Source organism: Thioclava litoralis (assembly GCF_045278885.1).
GTDB classification, from domain to species: domain Bacteria; phylum Pseudomonadota; class Alphaproteobacteria; order Rhodobacterales; family Rhodobacteraceae; genus Thioclava; species Thioclava litoralis.
On sequence record NZ_CP135443.1, the window covers coordinates 1,485,032 to 1,500,214 of the forward strand.

Sequence of the window (15,183 nt, forward strand, 5' to 3'; positions counted from 1 at the left end):
GGCGGGTGCAAGAGGCAGCTTGTGGCTGAATTGCACAGCCTGTCATGCATTTACGGTCAGACAATCACATCGCGCGCGATTTGCTGGCCGATGCCGAACACGCGGCGGTAGCGGTCGATCTCGGAGAGCGGGCCCATCGCCTTATTGGGATTGTCCGACAGTTTCACCGTCGGTTTGCCATTGGCCGAGATCGCCTTGCAGACAAGGCTGAACGGAGCCAGCCCGTCATCCGGCACGAAGCCGCGGAAGTCATTGGTCAGCAGCGTGCCCCAGCCAAAGCTGCATTTGACCCGCCCGTGGAACTGGCCATGCAGCTTGCGGATCTCTTCGACATCCAGCCCGTCAGAGAAGATCACCAGCTTCTTGCGCGGGTCTTCCCCTTTCGACTCCCACCAGCGGATCGCGGCCTCGGCCAGAGGGGCCGGATCGCCGCTATCGATACGGATGCCGGTCCAGCCTGCCAGCCAGCTTGGTGCATCGCGCAGGAAGCCTTCGGTGCCGTAAGTGTCGGGCAGGATGATGCGCAGGTTGCCGTCATGCTCTTCGTGCCAGTCCGCAAGCACCTTGTACGGGGCCTGCTTGAGCGCTTCGTCGGTATCGGCCAGGGCGGCATAGACCATCGGCAGTTCATGGGCATTGGTGCCCACCGCCTCGATGTCGCGGCGCATGGCGATCAGGCAGTTCGAGGTGCCGGTAAAGGCCCCGCCCGCCGCACTGTCGCCCAGACCTTCCAGCATCGCCTGCACGCACCAGTCCTGCCAAAGATGGCTATGGCGGCGGCGCGTGCCGAAATCCGCGATTTTCAGCCCTTCGAGATCCTTGAGCGCATTGATCTTTTCCCAGATGCGGGTCATCGCGCGGGCATAGAGCACCTGCAGCTCGAAACGGCGCATCTGGTTGACAATCGCGCGCGAGCGCAGCTCCATCAGGATTGCCAGCGCGGGAATTTCCCAAAGCATGACCTCATGCCAGCGGCCTTCGAAGGTCAGCTCGTACTGGCCGTCTTTGACCTGTAGGTCATATTCCGGCAGCTGGTAGTTGTCGAACCACTCCATGAAGTCGGGGCGGAACATCTGGCGCTTGCCATAGAACATATTGCCGCGCAGCCATGTGCTTTCCCCGCGCGACAGTTTCAGCGAGCGGGCGTAATCCAGTTGCATGCGCAGGACATTCTCGTCGATCAGCTCGGCCAGCTTGATGTCTTTCGAGCGGTTGATCAGCGAGAACCGCACCACCGTATCGGGGCTGTTGCGGAAGATCGACTGGCACATCAGCAGCTTGTAGAAATCGGTGTCGATCAGGGAGCGGATGATCGGGTCGATCTTCCACTTGTGGTTATAAACGCGCGTCGCGATATCGACCATACTCGGCCCCTCCCTCGTTATGGCAGGGACTAAACCGATAAATCAGGCACTTGGCAAGAGCCGGGGGTCAGGTAAGCCGAATGCCCGCCGCCTCCATCCGGCCCAGCGCCGCCGCCTGTGAGCCGTCCAGATCGATGCCACGGCAGGCCGAATGCCGGACGCGGACCCCATAGCCCAGCTTTGCCGCATCCAGCGCGGACCAAGCGACGCAGAAATCCAGAGCCAGCCCGCAGAAGGTCAGATCCGTCACACCGCGCTCTTGCAGATAGCCATGCAGGCCGGTGGGGGTGGTCCGGTCATTCTCGAAAAAGGCCGAATAGCTGTCGATCGCGGGGCGAAAGCCCTTGCGCAGCACCAGATCGGCGGCATCCGTGGCCAGATCGGGGTGAAACGCCGCGCCTTGCGTGCCCTGCACGCAATGATCCGGCCACAGGACCTGCGGACCATAAGGCATGTGCGCCACCGAATAGGGATCGGCCCCGTGGTTCGAGGCAAAGGATTGGTGGTCGGCGGGATGCCAGTCCTGCGTCAGTACGGTCACGTCATGCTCGCCCATCAGCGCATTGATTTCTGTGACAATCTCGTCGCCTGCAGTAACGGCAAGTTTGCCGCCCGGACAGAAGTCGTTCTGCATGTCGATGACGATCAGGGCTGTGGTCATGAGAGGGCTCCGCTGTTGTGTCAGGCAGGCTAGGCGGCGCTGGGCCAAGGGTCAACTGGCACGGAAAAGCTGTGGCCGTAATACAGATTATATCAGGCTTGCCTGAAGCGGGCTCAAGGCAGTAAACGCAGGCGCATGTATATCGTAGCCGCACTCTATCACTTCACCCGATTCGATGATCTGGCCGCCATCCGTGGCCCGCTCTTGGCGCTGGCACAGGCGCAGGGCGTCAAGGGCACGCTTCTGCTGGCCCATGAGGGGATCAATGGCACCATCGCCGGCTCGCGCGAAGGGATCGATGCCGTGCTCGCCCATGTGCGCGCGCTTCCGGGCTGTGCCGATCTGGACTGGAAGGAAAGCACCGCCGAGGAAGAACCCTTCCTGCGGATGAAGGTGAAGCTGAAGAAAGAGATCGTGACGATGGGCCAGCCGGATGTGGATCCGACGGCCTCGGTCGGCAATTACTGCACGCCAGAAGAGTGGAACGAACTCATTCAGGCGCCTGATGTTGTGGTGATCGATACGCGCAATGATTACGAGGTCGATATCGGCACGTTCAAAGGCGCTGTGGACCCCAAAACCAAGACCTTCCGCGATTTCCCGAAATGGTGGGAAGAGAACCGCGAGCGTTTCCACAACAAGCGCGTGGCGATGTTCTGTACCGGCGGTATCCGCTGCGAGAAATCGACCAACTATCTGATCGGGCAGGGTGTCGAGGATGTCTACCACCTGAAGGGCGGCATCCTGAAATATCTCGAAGAGATGCCCAAGGAAAACAGCCTCTGGGAAGGCGATTGCTTCGTGTTTGACGGGCGTGTGGCGCTGACCCACGGGCTGGAGCAGGGCAAGCACCGCGAGGTCTGCCATGCCTGCCGCCGCCCGCTTGCCCCCGAAGACCGCGCCCGCCCCGAATTCGAGCAGGGCGTGCAATGTCACCATTGCGTGGGCGAGTATTCTCCGGAAGACCGCGCCCGTTTCCGCGAGCGCGAGCACCAGATCCAGCTGGCGAAGGCCCGCGGCGAACGCCATATCGGTCGGGAAGAGGCCTCGGAGGTCTGATCCCCTTCCGGCCTCAGGCGGCCTTGGCCGCCCCTTGCGCCGCCCCTTGCGCCGCCTCGTAACGCCGCGCCCAAGCCAGCCCTGTTTCCACGCCAAAGGCAATGGTCAGCGCCGCCCCGATATCGATCGAGGATTTTTCCACGGGTTGGAGGCTGTTGACGCCCAATGCGGCGATTGCTCTGTGAATAAGTTCGAATGGCGTGTCTTTGCTGACGAGGCCGAGAACGAAAAACACGACACAGATTGCTACAAAGCTGATTAGCCTGCGCCAGTTGGCAGCGCTGATCGCCGGATCGTCAAGCCGCATGATCGGGCTGAAGAAAAAGCCTGCATAGAGGCATAGCCAGAATGTCAGAAACAGGATGATGGCGATAGGGGTCGGAATGTCTCCCGTAAGATGGTAATAGGCGCTATAACCTATGCCGAGCGATATGCTGGCTAGGCAGATGCTCACGCCGCATGTCCCCAAGATACAGGCGACATCGGGGCGGCGGTTTGCGGCAAGCGTAAACGTTATCCCCGCAGCGATTACACCGGGCAAGGCGACAACGCCCAAGATCGCAACGACGGCCTCGCCAGGGCTGTTGAAATAATCGAAGTGATGCGTGAAATCGACCGGTAGCAGGCCTATCCCGATGGTGGTCGCAATGGCGACCAGCAACCAGACGCCAAGGCCGAGTGTCAAAGATTTCATCTTAAAATCCGTGGTTTGTTATGAAGCACGGCGTCTTTAGCACTCGACAGAGGGGCAGAGAAGGTAAAATAGGGCCTGTGAGGTTTTCGGTCTTGGCAAAGAACTGCGCCTCGCCTACCTTAGAACTGTTCTAAAGTTGAGGGCCGCATCCATGTTTTCCTTCCTCGGTAACCGTCGCCGCTTTTCGGACCTGAACGAGCAGGAGATCCTCGCGCTGGCGATTTCGTCGGAAGAGGATGACGCCCGCATCTACCGTCAGTTTGCCGAGCATCTACGGGCGGAATTTCCCGCCTCGGCCAAGGTGTTCGACGGGATGGCACTGGAGGAAGACGAACACCGCCGCCGTTTGATTGAAACACATCAGGCGCGGTTCGGTCAGGTGATCCCGCTGATCCGGCGCGAACATATCGCGGGGTTCTATTCGCGCAAGCCGGTCTGGATGGCCGAGACCATGTCGCTGGACGCCATGCGCGGGGAAGCGGCCGCGATGGAACGCGAGGCCGAGCGTTTCTATACCGCTGCTGCCGGACGTGCCACCGATGCCACGACCCGTAAGCTGCTGGGCGATCTTGCCGCTGCCGAGGCGGGGCATGAAGCCACGGCCGAGCATCTTGTGGAAGAACATCTGACCCCCGACGCCCGTGCCGAGGAAGACCGCGCGGCGCATCGTCAATTCGTGCTGACCTGGGTGCAACCCGGTCTGGCGGGGTTGATGGACGGGTCGGTCTCGACTCTGGCGCCGATCTTTGCCACCGCTTTCGCCACGCAGGACCCGAAGACCACGCTGCTGGTCGGGCTTGCGGCTTCGGTCGGGGCGGGGATCTCGATGGGCTTCACCGAGGCCGCCCATGATGACGGGGTGATCTCGGGCCGTGGCTCGCCGCTCAAGCGCGGTCTGGCCTCGGGGGTGATGACGGCTTTGGGCGGGTTGGGCCATGCGCTGCCCTATCTGATCCCCGATTTCTGGACCGCAACCATCATCGCGATGATGGTGGTCTTTGTCGAACTCTGGGCGATTGCTTGGATCCAGAACCGCTATATGGAGACGCCCTTCCTGCGAGCGGTTTTCCAAGTGGTGCTGGGCGGCGCGCTGGTCTTTGCCGCAGGTGTGCTGATCGGCGGCGGCTAAGCGCCAAGCAGGCTTATGATGGACAGGCTGGCGATTTTGCGAAAGCCGTGCTAGCGACATGCTATGTTCGCGATATTCCTGCAGCTGCTTCCGTTTTTCGCCCTGATCGGGCTTGGCTGGTCTGCCGGACGCATCGGTTTTTTCCCGCCCGCTGCAACGGCCTATCTGACGAAATTCATCTTCTTCTTCCCGCTGTCGGCGATGCTGTTCGACTTCACCTCGGGGCTGGAGATCAGCCATGTGTTTCAGGCCCGCTTTATGGGTGCCTATCTTGCGGGATCGCTTTGTATCTGGCTGATGGCTTTCGCGGTGGCAAAGCTGCGCGGCGAGGCCACCGATATGTCCACCATCGAGGCGCAGACCGCGATGATCGGCAATACCGGCTTTCTGGGCGTGCCGATGCTGGCCGCCGTGCTGGGGCCGGCGGCGGTGCCGGCCATCATCATGGTGCTCTGCGTCGATCTGATCGTATTCTCGGTGCTGTTTACCGTGGTGATCAGCGCGGCCCGCACGGGGCGGGTCGCTATGTGGCCCCTTGCCTTGGGCGTGGTGAAAAACCCGATGGTGGTGTCGATGGCGGCGGGGCTTATCTGGTCGGCTTCCGGCCTGCCGATCCCCGAGTGGCTGTCCCAGACCGTGACCATGCTGGGTGCCGCCGCCACCCCAGGTGCGCTTTTTGCCATAGGGGCCAGCCTTGCGGCGCTGACGCTGAACCGGCTTGGCCCTGCCTCGTGGCTGTCGGTCTGCAAGCTGGCACTGCATCCCTGCGTGATCGCGCTTTCGGCGTTTTTCGTCTTTGGCGTGGACCGTTTCGATGCGGGGGTGATGGTGGCCACCGCCTCCTTGCCTGTCGCGGGAAATGTCTACATGCTGGCGCAAAACTATAACATCGGCGCGCCGCGGGTCTCTGCTGCCATCTTCGTGTCAACGGCCGCCAGTATTCTAACGCTGCCAGTCATTCTGCACTGGGTCCAATAAGAGAGGGTGCCATGCGCATTATTTCCGAAAACCGCTGCTTCGAGGGCGTGCAAGGCGTCTATGCGCATGATGCGAAGGCCACGGGCACCGAGATGACCTTTGGCCTGTTCCTGCCCGAAGAGGCCGAAGACGGCCCCGTGCCGCTTTTGTGGTATCTGTCGGGGCTGACCTGCACCCATGAGAACGCGATGACCAAAGCGGGCGCACAGGCTTGGGCGGCGGAACATGGTGTGGGGCTGGTCTTCCCCGATACCTCGCCGCGCGGCGAAGGCGTGGCCAATGACGAGGCCTATGATCTGGGCCAGGGCGCGGGCTTTTACGTCAATGCCACGCAGGACCCTTGGGCCAAGCATTTCCGCATGTGGGACTATGTGGCAGAAGAGCTGCCTGCGCTCCTGCTGTCGGAATTCGCCATCGACCCCGACCGCCAGTCGATCACCGGCCATTCGATGGGCGGGCATGGCGCGCTGACCCTAGCGATGCGCCTTCCGGGGCGGTTCCGGTCGGTCTCGGCCTTTGCCCCCATCGCTCAGCCCACGCAAAGCGACTGGGGCCGCAAGCAGCTGGGTGCCTATCTGGGAACGGATGAGGCCGCGTGGCTTGATCATGACAGCACCCATCTGATGACCGAACTGGGCTTTGACGGGCCGGTTCTGGTGGATCAGGGCGCCTCTGACCAGTTCCTTGACCTGCTGCGCCCCGAAGCATTGGCCGGAGCCATGATGGCGCGCCGCCAAGAGGGCACCTTCCGCATGCAGAAGGGCTATGACCATAGCTATTTCTTCGTGCAAAGCTTCATGGCCGACCATCTGGCCTTCCATGCCGAGGCGCTGTGGAAATGATCGAGGCCGTCGTATTCGATATCGGCAACGTGCTGATCGAATGGCAACCCGAGCGCCATTTCGATACCTTCATGGACCCCGAAGACCGCAAGCGCCTCTTTGCCGAGGTCGACCTGCATGCGATGAATGATGCCGTCGACAAGGGCGGCAACCTTCCCGAGCTTTGCGCGGCACTGGCCGAGCGCCACCCCGAGTGGCGCGAGCAGATCCTGCGCTGGAACGCCGACTGGCTGCAGATGGCCAGCCCCGCGATCCCGCAATCCGTCCGCCTGTTGCGAGCCCTGCGGTCCAAGGGTATCCCTGTCTTCGCGCTGAGCAATTTCGGCATCGGCACCTTCGCCATGGCAGAAGAGAAATACGACTTCCTGCAGGACTTCGACCGCCGCTATATCTCGGGCCATATGGGGGTGATCAAACCCGATCCGAAAATCTACCAGATGCTGGAAGAGGATTGCGGCGTGGCCCCCGAGGCGCTTCTCTTTGCCGATGACCGCTCCGACAATATCACGGCGGCCAAGGCACGCGGCTGGCAAACCCACCTCTTCACCACACCTCAGGGATGGGCCGACAGGCTGGTGGTAGAAGGGCTTTTGACGCCTGAAGAAGCGCGCTAAAACAAACGGCCCCGTAAAGGGGCCGTTGTCTTTCATCAGGCCCGCTTGGCCACGGAAATATCCATCATCTCCAAGACCTTCGCCTCGATCTGCGCGGCATTCATGCCCGCCACCTGATACATCTTCTCGGGCGAGGCATGGTTGATGAAGTCATCGGGCAGCACCATCGACCGCAAACGGAACCCGCGATCAAACACGCCTTCTTCCATCAGGAAGTTCTGCACATGGCTGGCGAAGCCGCCAATCGCGCCTTCCTCGATGGTTAGAATGGCCTCATGCTCGGCCACAAGCTGCAAGATCATATCCTTGTCCAAAGGCTTGCAGAAGCGCGCATCGGCCACGGTCACAACGATGCCGCGCGCGCGCAGTGCCTCGCTGGCCTTCAGCACTTCCGACAGGCGCGCGCCATAGCTGAGGATGGCCAGCTTCACGCCCTCCTGAATGATGCGGCCTTTGCCGATCTCCAAGGGCACGCCCTGCTGGGGCATATCCACACCCATGCCCTCGCCACGCGGATAGCGGAAGGCCGAGGGACGGTCGTCAATGGCCGCAGCGGTCGCCACCATATGCACCAGCTCGGCCTCGTCGCCTGCCGCCATCACCACGAAATCGGGCAGGTTCGCCAGAAAGGCCGTGTCGAAGGCGCCCGCATGGGTCGCGCCATCGGCCCCCACCAGCCCCGCGCGGTCAATCGCGAAACGCACCGGCAGCTTCTGGATCGCCACATCATGCACGATCTGGTCATAGCCGCGCTGCAGGAAGGTCGAATAGATCGCGCAGAAGGGCTTGATCCCCGAGGCCGCAAGCCCCGCCGAGAAAGTCACCGCATGCTGCTCGGCAATGCCCACATCAAACATCCGGCGCGGGAAATGCGCTCCGAATTCCTTTAGTCCCGTGCCATCGGGCATGGCGGCTGTGACGCCGACGATTTTCTCGTCACGCTCGGCCTCGGAAATCAGCGCCTCGGCAAAGACCTTGGTGTAGGAGGGCGCATTCGACGGTGCCTTCTTCTGCTCGCCGGTCGCAAGGTTGAACTTCGCGGTCGCATGGCCACCATCGGGGCGGCTTTCGGCAGGCGCATAGCCCTTACCTTTCTTGGTCAGCGCATGGATCAGCACCGGCCCGCGGGCGCGCGCCTTCAGCGTGCGCAACAGCGGCAGCAGGCTTTCCAGATCATGTCCGTCCACAGGGCCGATATAGGTAAAGCCCAGCTCTTCAAACAGCGTCCCGCCCATGGCCATGCCCTTGAGCATCTCCTTGGCGCGTTTCGCTCCTTCCTTGAAGGGCTCGGGCAGGAAGGCGCGGGCGGCACCCTTGGCGACCTCCTTGAGGTCCTGCAGGGGCGATTCCGAATAGAGCCGCGTCAGATAGGTCGACAAAGCCCCGACGGGCGGCGCAATCGACATCTCGTTGTCATTCAGCACCACAAACATGCGGTTCTTCAGATGGCCACCGTGGTTGAGCGCCTCGAAGGCCATGCCTCCGGTCAGGGCGCCATCACCGATCACCGCAATCGCATCGCCCGTCTCGGCCCCGAGTTCGCGCGCGGTGGAAAAACCCACAGCCGCCGAAATCGAGGTCGAGCTATGGCCCGCGCCGAAGGGGTCATAGGCGCTTTCCGAGCGTTTGGTAAAGCCCGACAGCCCATCCTCCATCCGCAGGGTGCGGATACGGTCGCGGCGTCCGGTCAGGATCTTATGCGGATAACACTGGTGGCCCACATCCCAGATGATCTTGTCGCGCGGGGCGTCAAAGACCGCATGCAGCGCCACGGTCAGTTCGACCACCCCCAGACCCGCTCCCAGATGGCCGCCGGTTTCCGACACGGCCGCAACGGTTTCACGGCGCAGCTCTCCGGCCAGCTGGATCAGCTCGCGGTCGCTGAGGCCCTTCATATCGGCAGGCAGGCGCACACGGTCCAGAACGGGCGTGGTCGAGGCTTGGTTTTGCGGGAGGTCGCTCATCTGTGGCTATCCGCTTTCGTCAGTGTTTGCGCGCGATGGTGAAGCGCGCGAGATCGCGTAGGCTATCGGCACCTTGCGCATAGGGGGCAAGGGCGGCAATGGCGAGGTCACAAAGCTCTGTGGCGCGGGTCTTTGCGCCCGCAAGCCCCAGCAACGACACAAAGGTCGCTTTACCGGCCTCGGCATCCTTATGCAGGCGCTTGCCGGTCAGATCCTCATTGCCCTCGATATCCAAGATGTCATCGGCAATCTGGAAAGCAAGGCCCAGAGCCTTGGCATAGGCAGCAAAAGGCGCAGGGTCCTTTTCGGCAAGCACGGCACCGGCCTTCGCGGCAAAGCCGATCAGCGCGCCGGTCTTGCCTTCCTGCAGCTCTATGATCTGTTCGATGGTCAGCGGGGTCGGGGCGGTCTCGGCGGCGATATCCAGCGCCTGACCATACACCATGCCCTCCGCACCAGATGCCTGCGCCAGATCGGCCACCAGCCTGATACGGGTCTCTGCGGTGCCAAGCGCAGGGCTGGTCAGCAGTTCGAAGGCCATTGTCTGGAGCGCATCGCCTGCCAGAGCGGCGGTGGCCTCGTCCCATTGCACATGCACCGTCGGCATGCCGCGGCGCAGGTCGTCGTTATCCATGCAGGGCATGTCGTCATGGACAAGGCTATAGGCGTGCAGCGCCTCGACCGCGCAGGCCGCAGGCATGGCTTTCTCGGTCGGGATGTCGAAAATGGCAGCCCCTTCCAGCACCAGAAACGCCCGCAGCCGCTTGCCGCCCTGCAGCGCGTAATGCATCGCGTCACGCAGCTGGCCTGCCGGATATTGCGCCACATGCGCGTCAAGCGCCGCTTGCACGGCGGTTTGGACATTTGTCAGACGGTCGGTGAACATTTACAGCCCTTCGGTCGGCACCGTGCCAGCGGGGGTGCCATCGGCGGCCAGCGTGATTTTCTCGACGCGCTCTTCCGCCGTCTTGAGAAGGGTAGCGCAGCGCTCTTTCAGCGCGGCACCGCGTTCGTATAGTGCAATCGACTGGTCAAGAGGCACATCGCCCCGATCAAGCTGGTTCACGACCTGCTCGAATTCCTTCATCGCTTCTTCGAAGCTCATTGCGGAAACATCGCGTGTCACGTCGGTCATTGCCCACTCCTTCGTTGGGCTTGGGATGCCACCAAATGCCGCGCGGGTCCAGCCCCCATAAGGGGAAAGCGGTGCGATGAGGGAAGGCGAGGGCGCTAAAAAGCAAAACCCCGCCCAAAGCAAAGCCTGGCGGGGAAGCAACTTGAAGGGCCGTCTTGAGAAAGACGGCCCCCGAGTTCTAAGGAGATGGTCCGGTTAGGGGTCTGAAGACGATCCGAAACGGAGCCCACCCAGGGTTCAAATTGCCTTAGGGATTGCCCTCAGGCCTCGGCCCCCCTGAATGTCCCGATACCTCTCTCCAATATCACTCTAGACACTGGATCACCTCCTTTCATTGCGTTACCGATAACTCAAAGGTGGCACAGATTTGGTTTATGACAAGTTAATTCATGCTGTTTTGGGTGATAGTTTCGTGACAGCTGCCTTAAAAGGCAGCAAGGCGATCAAAGATAAGGCAAACTTGAGCGAACTATCTGCAATCGCAAGCGAAACCCAAAGCGGTGCCATCGGTCCGACGCCCAAAACCGGCAGGGTCTCATTGGCCCATGAGACATCATCGGCAGGCCAGATGAAGGCGAGCTGGGTCGCGAAGGCCATCGAGAAAAAGATCGTGGAATCCAGACAGGATCCGATCAGCGAGGAGACAAGCGGTGCGCGCCACCAGCTGCCGCTGCGGAGCCGGTCGAAAATGGCGACATCCACCATCTGTGCCAGCAGGAAGGCCGACCCCGACCCGATGGCGACGCGCACCGAAACGAGCGGGCCGAACTGGCCTTCGATCTGGCTGCCGATCAGCGAGCACAGGACGCCGGTGACAAACCCCGCCAGAACGACGCGGCGCGCCTGTCGGGGGCCGTAGAAGCGGTTCATCAGATCGGTGACGAGAAAGGCGAAAGGATAGGTGACCGCGCCCCAAGTGAGCCAGTCGCCCAACAGGAACTGCACCAGAATATTGGAGGCCACGACAATGATGGCCATAGCGAGAACGCCAGGGAGGAAGTGTTTCATGATTTTGACCGTTTTTACATGGTAGCGGAGACATGGTCCGATGTGCCGGACGATAGGCGCGCATACCGCCTCGCCGTCCTTGCGGTCAAGAAAAAACGTGGGTCATGCTTATTTGGGAAGACGGTATTCGACGATTTCCGTGCGCTGGAGCATGCGGAAATTATCATCCGAAATCATTGTCAGCCGGATGAACCCTTCTGTATCGCGCCAGACGGAAAGCCCTTCGAGATTGTCGTGATGGCCCGCTGTGGTCTGTAGCAGAACCTGTCCTTGGCCCAGTTTGCCATCCCTGACCTCGAATACCTCGACCCGTGTCAGGAAACCCAGAAGCCCCCAGAAATCGCGTTCGAGCAGATAGAAGCGCCCGTCCGGTCCGAAATCTGCGCCCACGGCCTGCCATTCCCCCTCGCGGGCGATGGAGAAGGGGCGCGACCAGCGGCTATCGGCCAGTTTGAACACCGGAAAGGGCCGCCCCGAGCGCCCCGACCGTTCGGGCAGGGTGTAAAGCGCGCCGCGTCCGTCGATCGCGAGCGCCTCCAGCGAGGCATTGGCCTGAAGATGCCGGAACTCGGCCGCCCGTGGCAGCGGCACCGCCTTGCTGGAGCCTTTGGCATAATAATCGATACGCGGCAGGTCGCCCTCGAAGGAGACATAGACGCCGCCATCGGGGGCAAGGGCCAACCCCTCGGAATCACCGCGCGAGACGGTCATCGGGCGGTCGTGATTGTCATGCAGGGTAAGCGGATTGGCACTGGGGCTGACCGCTGTGATCTTGCCTGATGCGTCTCGGGTGATCGTGGCACGCCAGAGGCTTGTCCGGTCCGACAGCGTGACCAGTTCGCGCCCGTCTTCGGTCAGTTCCAGCCCGGAGAACCCGCCGAATTGCGGGTGGTCGACTTTCCAGACATAGGTCTGCAGGAATTCGGCGGGCCCTGCGGTTTGCGCTTTTGCCGGCAAGGCGAGGCAAAGCGCGATCAGGGTGAAAAGGAAAGGTTTCATTGCGCAGATAGGATCGTCCGGCATTGGGCGGGAAGATCCGCCATCGTATAGGTTTTCGCCGTGCGCGGTGCAGGGCCTTTGGGCTTTTGCGGGGCGGCGGGTTTGGTCGGGTGCAGGGCTTCGGTCACCCACCAGTTCAGCGTCTCGTCACAGCCGTCGCCGCCTTTGGAGAGCTGGGTCACGGTCGGCGTCTGGGCTTCGCAATATTTCGCACCGGGCGGGCATTTCAGCCGCACGTGGAAATGGGTGTTATGCCCCCAATAGGGGCGGATTTTCTGCAACCACGCGCGGTCCCCACGCGGCGCCGCATTGCACATGGCGATCTTGGCTGCGGCGGCCACGAAGATCCGGTCCACCCGCGGGTCGGAGGCGGCGGCCTTCAGCAATGCCATATGGGCGGGGGTCCAGTTGCCATTGGTCCGCGTCTGGTCAGCGGTGCGGATGGAGATCGACGAGATTTTCTCGCGCTCGGCACGGCTGAGGGTCAGCCGTTTGGGCGGCAGCATCCAGATATCGGCATCCAGCCCTGTCTGGTGGCTGGCATGGCCGCCGGTCATCGGGCCACCGCGAGGCTGTGCGATATCGCCGATATAAAGCCCCGACCAGCCGGGCAGGGTGGCCGCATAGCGCGACAGATCCTGTAGGAAGGCCAGTGTTTCGGGCTGGCCATAATAGCGGTTGCGCGACAGGCGCATCATCTGCCATGTCGGGCCGCTTTCGGGCATGGTGGCCAGACCCGCAGCACAGCCCTTGGAATAGAACCCCACAGCGGCGGGAGCTTGGGTGGTGGGGGTGGATTTGGCACCGAACAGCTGCCGTGCAAGCGGTTCGGCCTGCGCCATCTGGCCGGAGGCCAGAGAGATCCCCAGAACCAGTGGAAGAAGACGAGACAGTTGCACGGGCGGAATGTCCTGTTTTACGAACGAGAGGGGGCAGAGGCGGTGGCCGTCGGTCTGACCCAGCTTAACAGCACAAGCCCCGCCACGAAAAGTGCCAAAACCGGGGTGATGCCCAGAGATTGCTGCCCCGTCACCGAGGTCACGATTCCGATGGACAGCGGCGCGATAAATGCGGTGGCCTTGCCCGAGAGCGCATAGATGCCGAAATATTCGGTCATCCGCTCGGGCGGGGACTGGTGCACCATCATCACGCGGCTGGCCGATTGCAGGGCACCGCCTGCCCCGCCGATGACGCAGCCCAGAACGAAAAAGGCGATATCGGGGGCTGCGGACTCCGCTGTGACGGGCAGGCCGAAAACATGATCGGGGGTAATCGAGATGATGCCCAGCACCGCCGCGATCAGTATCAGCAGGCAGGCGATGATAACCGGTTTGGAGCCGAACCCGTCATCCGCGCGCCCGCCGAGCCATGCGAAGATCGCACCTGCGATAATCGAGAGAATGCCGAAGATGCCGATCTGCGTGATCGACCAGCCCAGCACGCCCGCTGCATAAAGCCCGCCAAAGACATAGACCCCGTTGAGCGCGTCGCGATAGAGCATCGACGCCGCCAGCCATGCCATCAGGCTCGGGCGCTTGGGCAGCGACCCGAGCGTCATACGCAGGTTGGGCCAGCCTTGCGCCACGGCTGCCCTGATCGTCAGGGCATCCGGCTTCGGGCGGTCTTTCACCCAGAGGAAAAACGGGATCATGAAGACCGCATACCATAGCGCCGTCAGGGGGCCTACGATGCGCGTATCCTCGCGGCTGCCGACATCCAGCCCGAAGATCGGGGCGCGCCCGATCAGGGTATGGCCGGTTTCGGGGCTGGCCTGAAACAGGGTCAGCATCAGGATCAGCAGGATCAGCCCGCCGACATAGCCGAAGGCCCAGCCCGCCCCCGAGATCCGGCCCAATGTGCTGCGGGGGCCAAGCTCGGGCAGGTAGGCATTGGTGAAGGTGGTCGCGAATTCCATGCCGATCAGCCCGATCGCAAAGCTCGTCAGGATAAAGAGCAGGCTGTAATCCTGCGGAATGGCCCACCACAGGCCGGAAGCTCCCAGCACATACATCGCGGAAAACAGCCACAGGAACCGGCGTTTGGCCCCGCTTCTATCGGCGACCGCCCCCAGAAAGGGGGAGGCCAGCGCAATCACCACCCCTGTCGCGCCAATGCCATAGCCCCAGACGGCCTGCGCCACACTGCCATCGCCCAGAAGCGTCTTCATATAGGGGCCGAAGGTGAAGGTCAGCAGAAGCGTGTTATAGGGCTGGCTGGCCCAGTCGAAGAAAAACCAGCCCCAGAGAGCTTTCCTGTCGCGCTGCATGAGAGACCTCTTGAATGGTAACGGGACTGCGTAAAGCGTCATGATACCGGCGATGCAAGCATTCTGCCCGGAAGAATTTACCGAAAATCGATATCACGGGCATGCGTTGCAAGGTTGCAAGATGACTGCGGCTCGCATAGGTAGTTACTCACCCAGCCGGAGGTCTTTTGCATATGGTCACGCTGTTTCAGGCGCTCAATCTTATACTGGATATTGTGTGGTTTGTGATGATTGTCCACATCATCATGAGCTGGTTGATCAATTTCAATGTCCTGAACCTGAACCAGCAGATGGTCCGCCAGATCTGGTATGGCCTGAATTCGCTCTTGGAGCCGATCTATGCGCCGATCCGCCGCATTCTGCCCAATACTCCCGGTCTTGATCTGGCACCGCTGGTGGCTTTCGTGATCCTGATGATCCTGCAGCGCGCGCTGATCAATAACGCGGGCTTCTTCTACGGGTATTGATCC

General features: G+C 61.7%; 16 protein-coding genes. 6 read left to right on the plus strand and 10 right to left on the minus strand.

Annotation, left to right across the window (positions count from 1 at the left end):
• Positions 1 to 56: 56 nt before the first annotated feature.
• Both pncB and pncA read right to left on the minus strand, forming a co-directional pair.
• Positions 57 to 1,364 carry a nicotinate phosphoribosyltransferase gene (gene pncB, locus RPE78_RS07260; protein WP_339108832.1) on the minus strand — a complete coding sequence of 436 codons (1,308 nt, stop codon included), beginning with the start codon at positions 1,362 to 1,364 and terminating at the stop codon, positions 57 to 59.
• 67 nt (positions 1,365 to 1,431) lie between these two features.
• Complete coding sequence (gene pncA, locus RPE78_RS07265; RefSeq protein ID WP_406720179.1) at positions 1,432 to 2,025, minus strand: bifunctional nicotinamidase/pyrazinamidase; 594 nt, start codon at positions 2,023 to 2,025, stop codon at positions 1,432 to 1,434.
• A 135-nt stretch (positions 2,026 to 2,160) separates the two neighbouring features.
• Here pncA and RPE78_RS07270 point away from each other — a divergent pair, with 135 nt between their 5' ends.
• A complete protein-coding gene (locus RPE78_RS07270; protein ID WP_406720180.1) occupies positions 2,161 to 3,084 on the plus strand; it encodes a rhodanese-related sulfurtransferase in 924 nt (307 codons plus the stop codon).
• A 13-nt stretch (positions 3,085 to 3,097) separates the two neighbouring features.
• Here RPE78_RS07270 and RPE78_RS07275 read toward each other — a convergent pair whose 3' ends face one another.
• The gene (locus RPE78_RS07275; RefSeq protein WP_339108835.1) at positions 3,098 to 3,778 is read right to left on the minus strand and encodes a hypothetical protein; all 681 of its coding nucleotides are present in this window, start codon (positions 3,776 to 3,778) and stop codon (positions 3,098 to 3,100) included.
• Positions 3,779 to 3,929: 151 nt separating this feature from the next.
• Here RPE78_RS07275 and mbfA point away from each other — a divergent pair, with 151 nt between their 5' ends.
• The 4 genes from mbfA (at position 3,930) to RPE78_RS07295 (ending at position 7,341) form a co-directional block, all read left to right on the plus strand.
• Positions 3,930 to 4,907: an iron exporter MbfA gene (mbfA, locus tag RPE78_RS07280; protein WP_339108837.1), complete on the plus strand. Its 978-nt coding sequence runs from the start codon at positions 3,930 to 3,932 to the stop codon at positions 4,905 to 4,907.
• Positions 4,908 to 4,970: 63 nt separating this feature from the next.
• Positions 4,971 to 5,885 carry an AEC family transporter gene (locus RPE78_RS07285; protein ID WP_406720181.1) on the plus strand — a complete coding sequence of 305 codons (915 nt, stop codon included), beginning with the start codon at positions 4,971 to 4,973 and terminating at the stop codon, positions 5,883 to 5,885.
• Positions 5,886 to 5,896: 11 nt separating this feature from the next.
• Positions 5,897 to 6,727 (plus strand): S-formylglutathione hydrolase, encoded by an 831-nt coding sequence (gene fghA, locus RPE78_RS07290; RefSeq protein ID WP_406720182.1) that lies wholly within the window; start codon positions 5,897 to 5,899, stop codon positions 6,725 to 6,727.
• On the plus strand, positions 6,724 to 7,341 hold the full coding sequence (locus RPE78_RS07295) for an HAD family hydrolase (RefSeq protein WP_406720183.1): 618 nt from the start codon (positions 6,724 to 6,726) through the stop codon (positions 7,339 to 7,341). The genes fghA and RPE78_RS07295 overlap by 4 nt, the downstream gene beginning before the upstream one ends.
• A 35-nt stretch (positions 7,342 to 7,376) precedes the next feature.
• On the opposite strand, the gene dxs is transcribed toward RPE78_RS07295, so the two are convergent.
• The 7 genes from dxs to RPE78_RS07330 all read right to left on the minus strand — a co-directional run bounded on the left by dxs (position 7,377) and on the right by RPE78_RS07330 (position 14,713).
• The gene (gene dxs, locus RPE78_RS07300; RefSeq protein WP_406720184.1) at positions 7,377 to 9,305 is read right to left on the minus strand and encodes a 1-deoxy-D-xylulose-5-phosphate synthase; all 1,929 of its coding nucleotides are present in this window, start codon (positions 9,303 to 9,305) and stop codon (positions 7,377 to 7,379) included.
• A gap of 19 nt (positions 9,306 to 9,324) precedes the next feature.
• On the minus strand, positions 9,325 to 10,191 hold the full coding sequence (locus tag RPE78_RS07305) for a polyprenyl synthetase family protein (RefSeq protein WP_339108842.1): 867 nt from the start codon (positions 10,189 to 10,191) through the stop codon (positions 9,325 to 9,327).
• Positions 10,192 to 10,440, minus strand: a complete 249-nt coding sequence (locus RPE78_RS07310; protein WP_339108843.1) for an exodeoxyribonuclease VII small subunit — start codon at positions 10,438 to 10,440, stop codon at positions 10,192 to 10,194. It lies immediately after the preceding gene.
• Between the two features lie 387 nt (positions 10,441 to 10,827).
• Entirely contained in the window at positions 10,828 to 11,448 is a 621-nt protein-coding gene (locus RPE78_RS07315; protein WP_406720185.1) for a queuosine precursor transporter, read from the minus strand.
• A 108-nt stretch (positions 11,449 to 11,556) separates the two neighbouring features.
• Positions 11,557 to 12,447, minus strand: coding sequence for an esterase-like activity of phytase family protein (locus RPE78_RS07320; protein ID WP_406720186.1), 891 nt, complete (start codon positions 12,445 to 12,447; stop codon positions 11,557 to 11,559).
• Positions 12,444 to 13,340 carry a penicillin-insensitive murein endopeptidase gene (gene mepA / locus RPE78_RS07325; protein ID WP_406721629.1) on the minus strand — a complete coding sequence of 299 codons (897 nt, stop codon included), beginning with the start codon at positions 13,338 to 13,340 and terminating at the stop codon, positions 12,444 to 12,446. Before mepA ends, RPE78_RS07320 begins: the two co-directional genes overlap by 4 nt.
• A gap of 23 nt (positions 13,341 to 13,363) precedes the next feature.
• A complete protein-coding gene (locus RPE78_RS07330; protein WP_406720187.1) occupies positions 13,364 to 14,713 on the minus strand; it encodes an MFS transporter in 1,350 nt (449 codons plus the stop codon).
• 173 nt (positions 14,714 to 14,886) lie between these two features.
• Here RPE78_RS07330 and RPE78_RS07335 point away from each other — a divergent pair, with 173 nt between their 5' ends.
• Positions 14,887 to 15,180, plus strand: a complete 294-nt coding sequence (locus RPE78_RS07335) for a YggT family protein (RefSeq protein ID WP_339108846.1) — start codon at positions 14,887 to 14,889, stop codon at positions 15,178 to 15,180.
• Positions 15,181 to 15,183 lie beyond the last annotated feature (3 nt).

Coding starts and splice junctions, on each gene's coding strand:
- RPE78_RS07330 (WP_406720187.1), bottom strand. CDS start 14,713: ATGCAGCGCGACAGGAAAGCTCTCTGGGGCTGGTTTTTCTTCGACTGG.
- RPE78_RS07320 (WP_406720186.1), bottom strand. CDS start 12,447: ATGAAACCTTTCCTTTTCACCCTGATCGCGCTTTGCCTCGCCTTGCCG.
- dxs (WP_406720184.1), bottom strand. CDS start 9,305: ATGAGCGACCTCCCGCAAAACCAAGCCTCGACCACGCCCGTTCTGGAC.
- RPE78_RS07335 (WP_339108846.1), top strand. CDS start 14,887: ATGGTCACGCTGTTTCAGGCGCTCAATCTTATACTGGATATTGTGTGG.
- RPE78_RS07295 (WP_406720183.1), top strand. CDS start 6,724: ATGATCGAGGCCGTCGTATTCGATATCGGCAACGTGCTGATCGAATGG.
- RPE78_RS07315 (WP_406720185.1), bottom strand. CDS start 11,448: ATGAAACACTTCCTCCCTGGCGTTCTCGCTATGGCCATCATTGTCGTG.
- RPE78_RS07275 (WP_339108835.1), bottom strand. CDS start 3,778: ATGAAATCTTTGACACTCGGCCTTGGCGTCTGGTTGCTGGTCGCCATT.
- fghA (WP_406720182.1), top strand. CDS start 5,897: ATGCGCATTATTTCCGAAAACCGCTGCTTCGAGGGCGTGCAAGGCGTC.
- RPE78_RS07270 (WP_406720180.1), top strand. CDS start 2,161: ATGTATATCGTAGCCGCACTCTATCACTTCACCCGATTCGATGATCTG.
- pncA (WP_406720179.1), bottom strand. CDS start 2,025: ATGACCACAGCCCTGATCGTCATCGACATGCAGAACGACTTCTGTCCG.
- mbfA (WP_339108837.1), top strand. CDS start 3,930: ATGTTTTCCTTCCTCGGTAACCGTCGCCGCTTTTCGGACCTGAACGAG.
- RPE78_RS07305 (WP_339108842.1), bottom strand. CDS start 10,191: ATGTTCACCGACCGTCTGACAAATGTCCAAACCGCCGTGCAAGCGGCG.
- RPE78_RS07310 (WP_339108843.1), bottom strand. CDS start 10,440: ATGACCGACGTGACACGCGATGTTTCCGCAATGAGCTTCGAAGAAGCG.
- RPE78_RS07285 (WP_406720181.1), top strand. CDS start 4,971: ATGTTCGCGATATTCCTGCAGCTGCTTCCGTTTTTCGCCCTGATCGGG.
- pncB (WP_339108832.1), bottom strand. CDS start 1,364: ATGGTCGATATCGCGACGCGCGTTTATAACCACAAGTGGAAGATCGAC.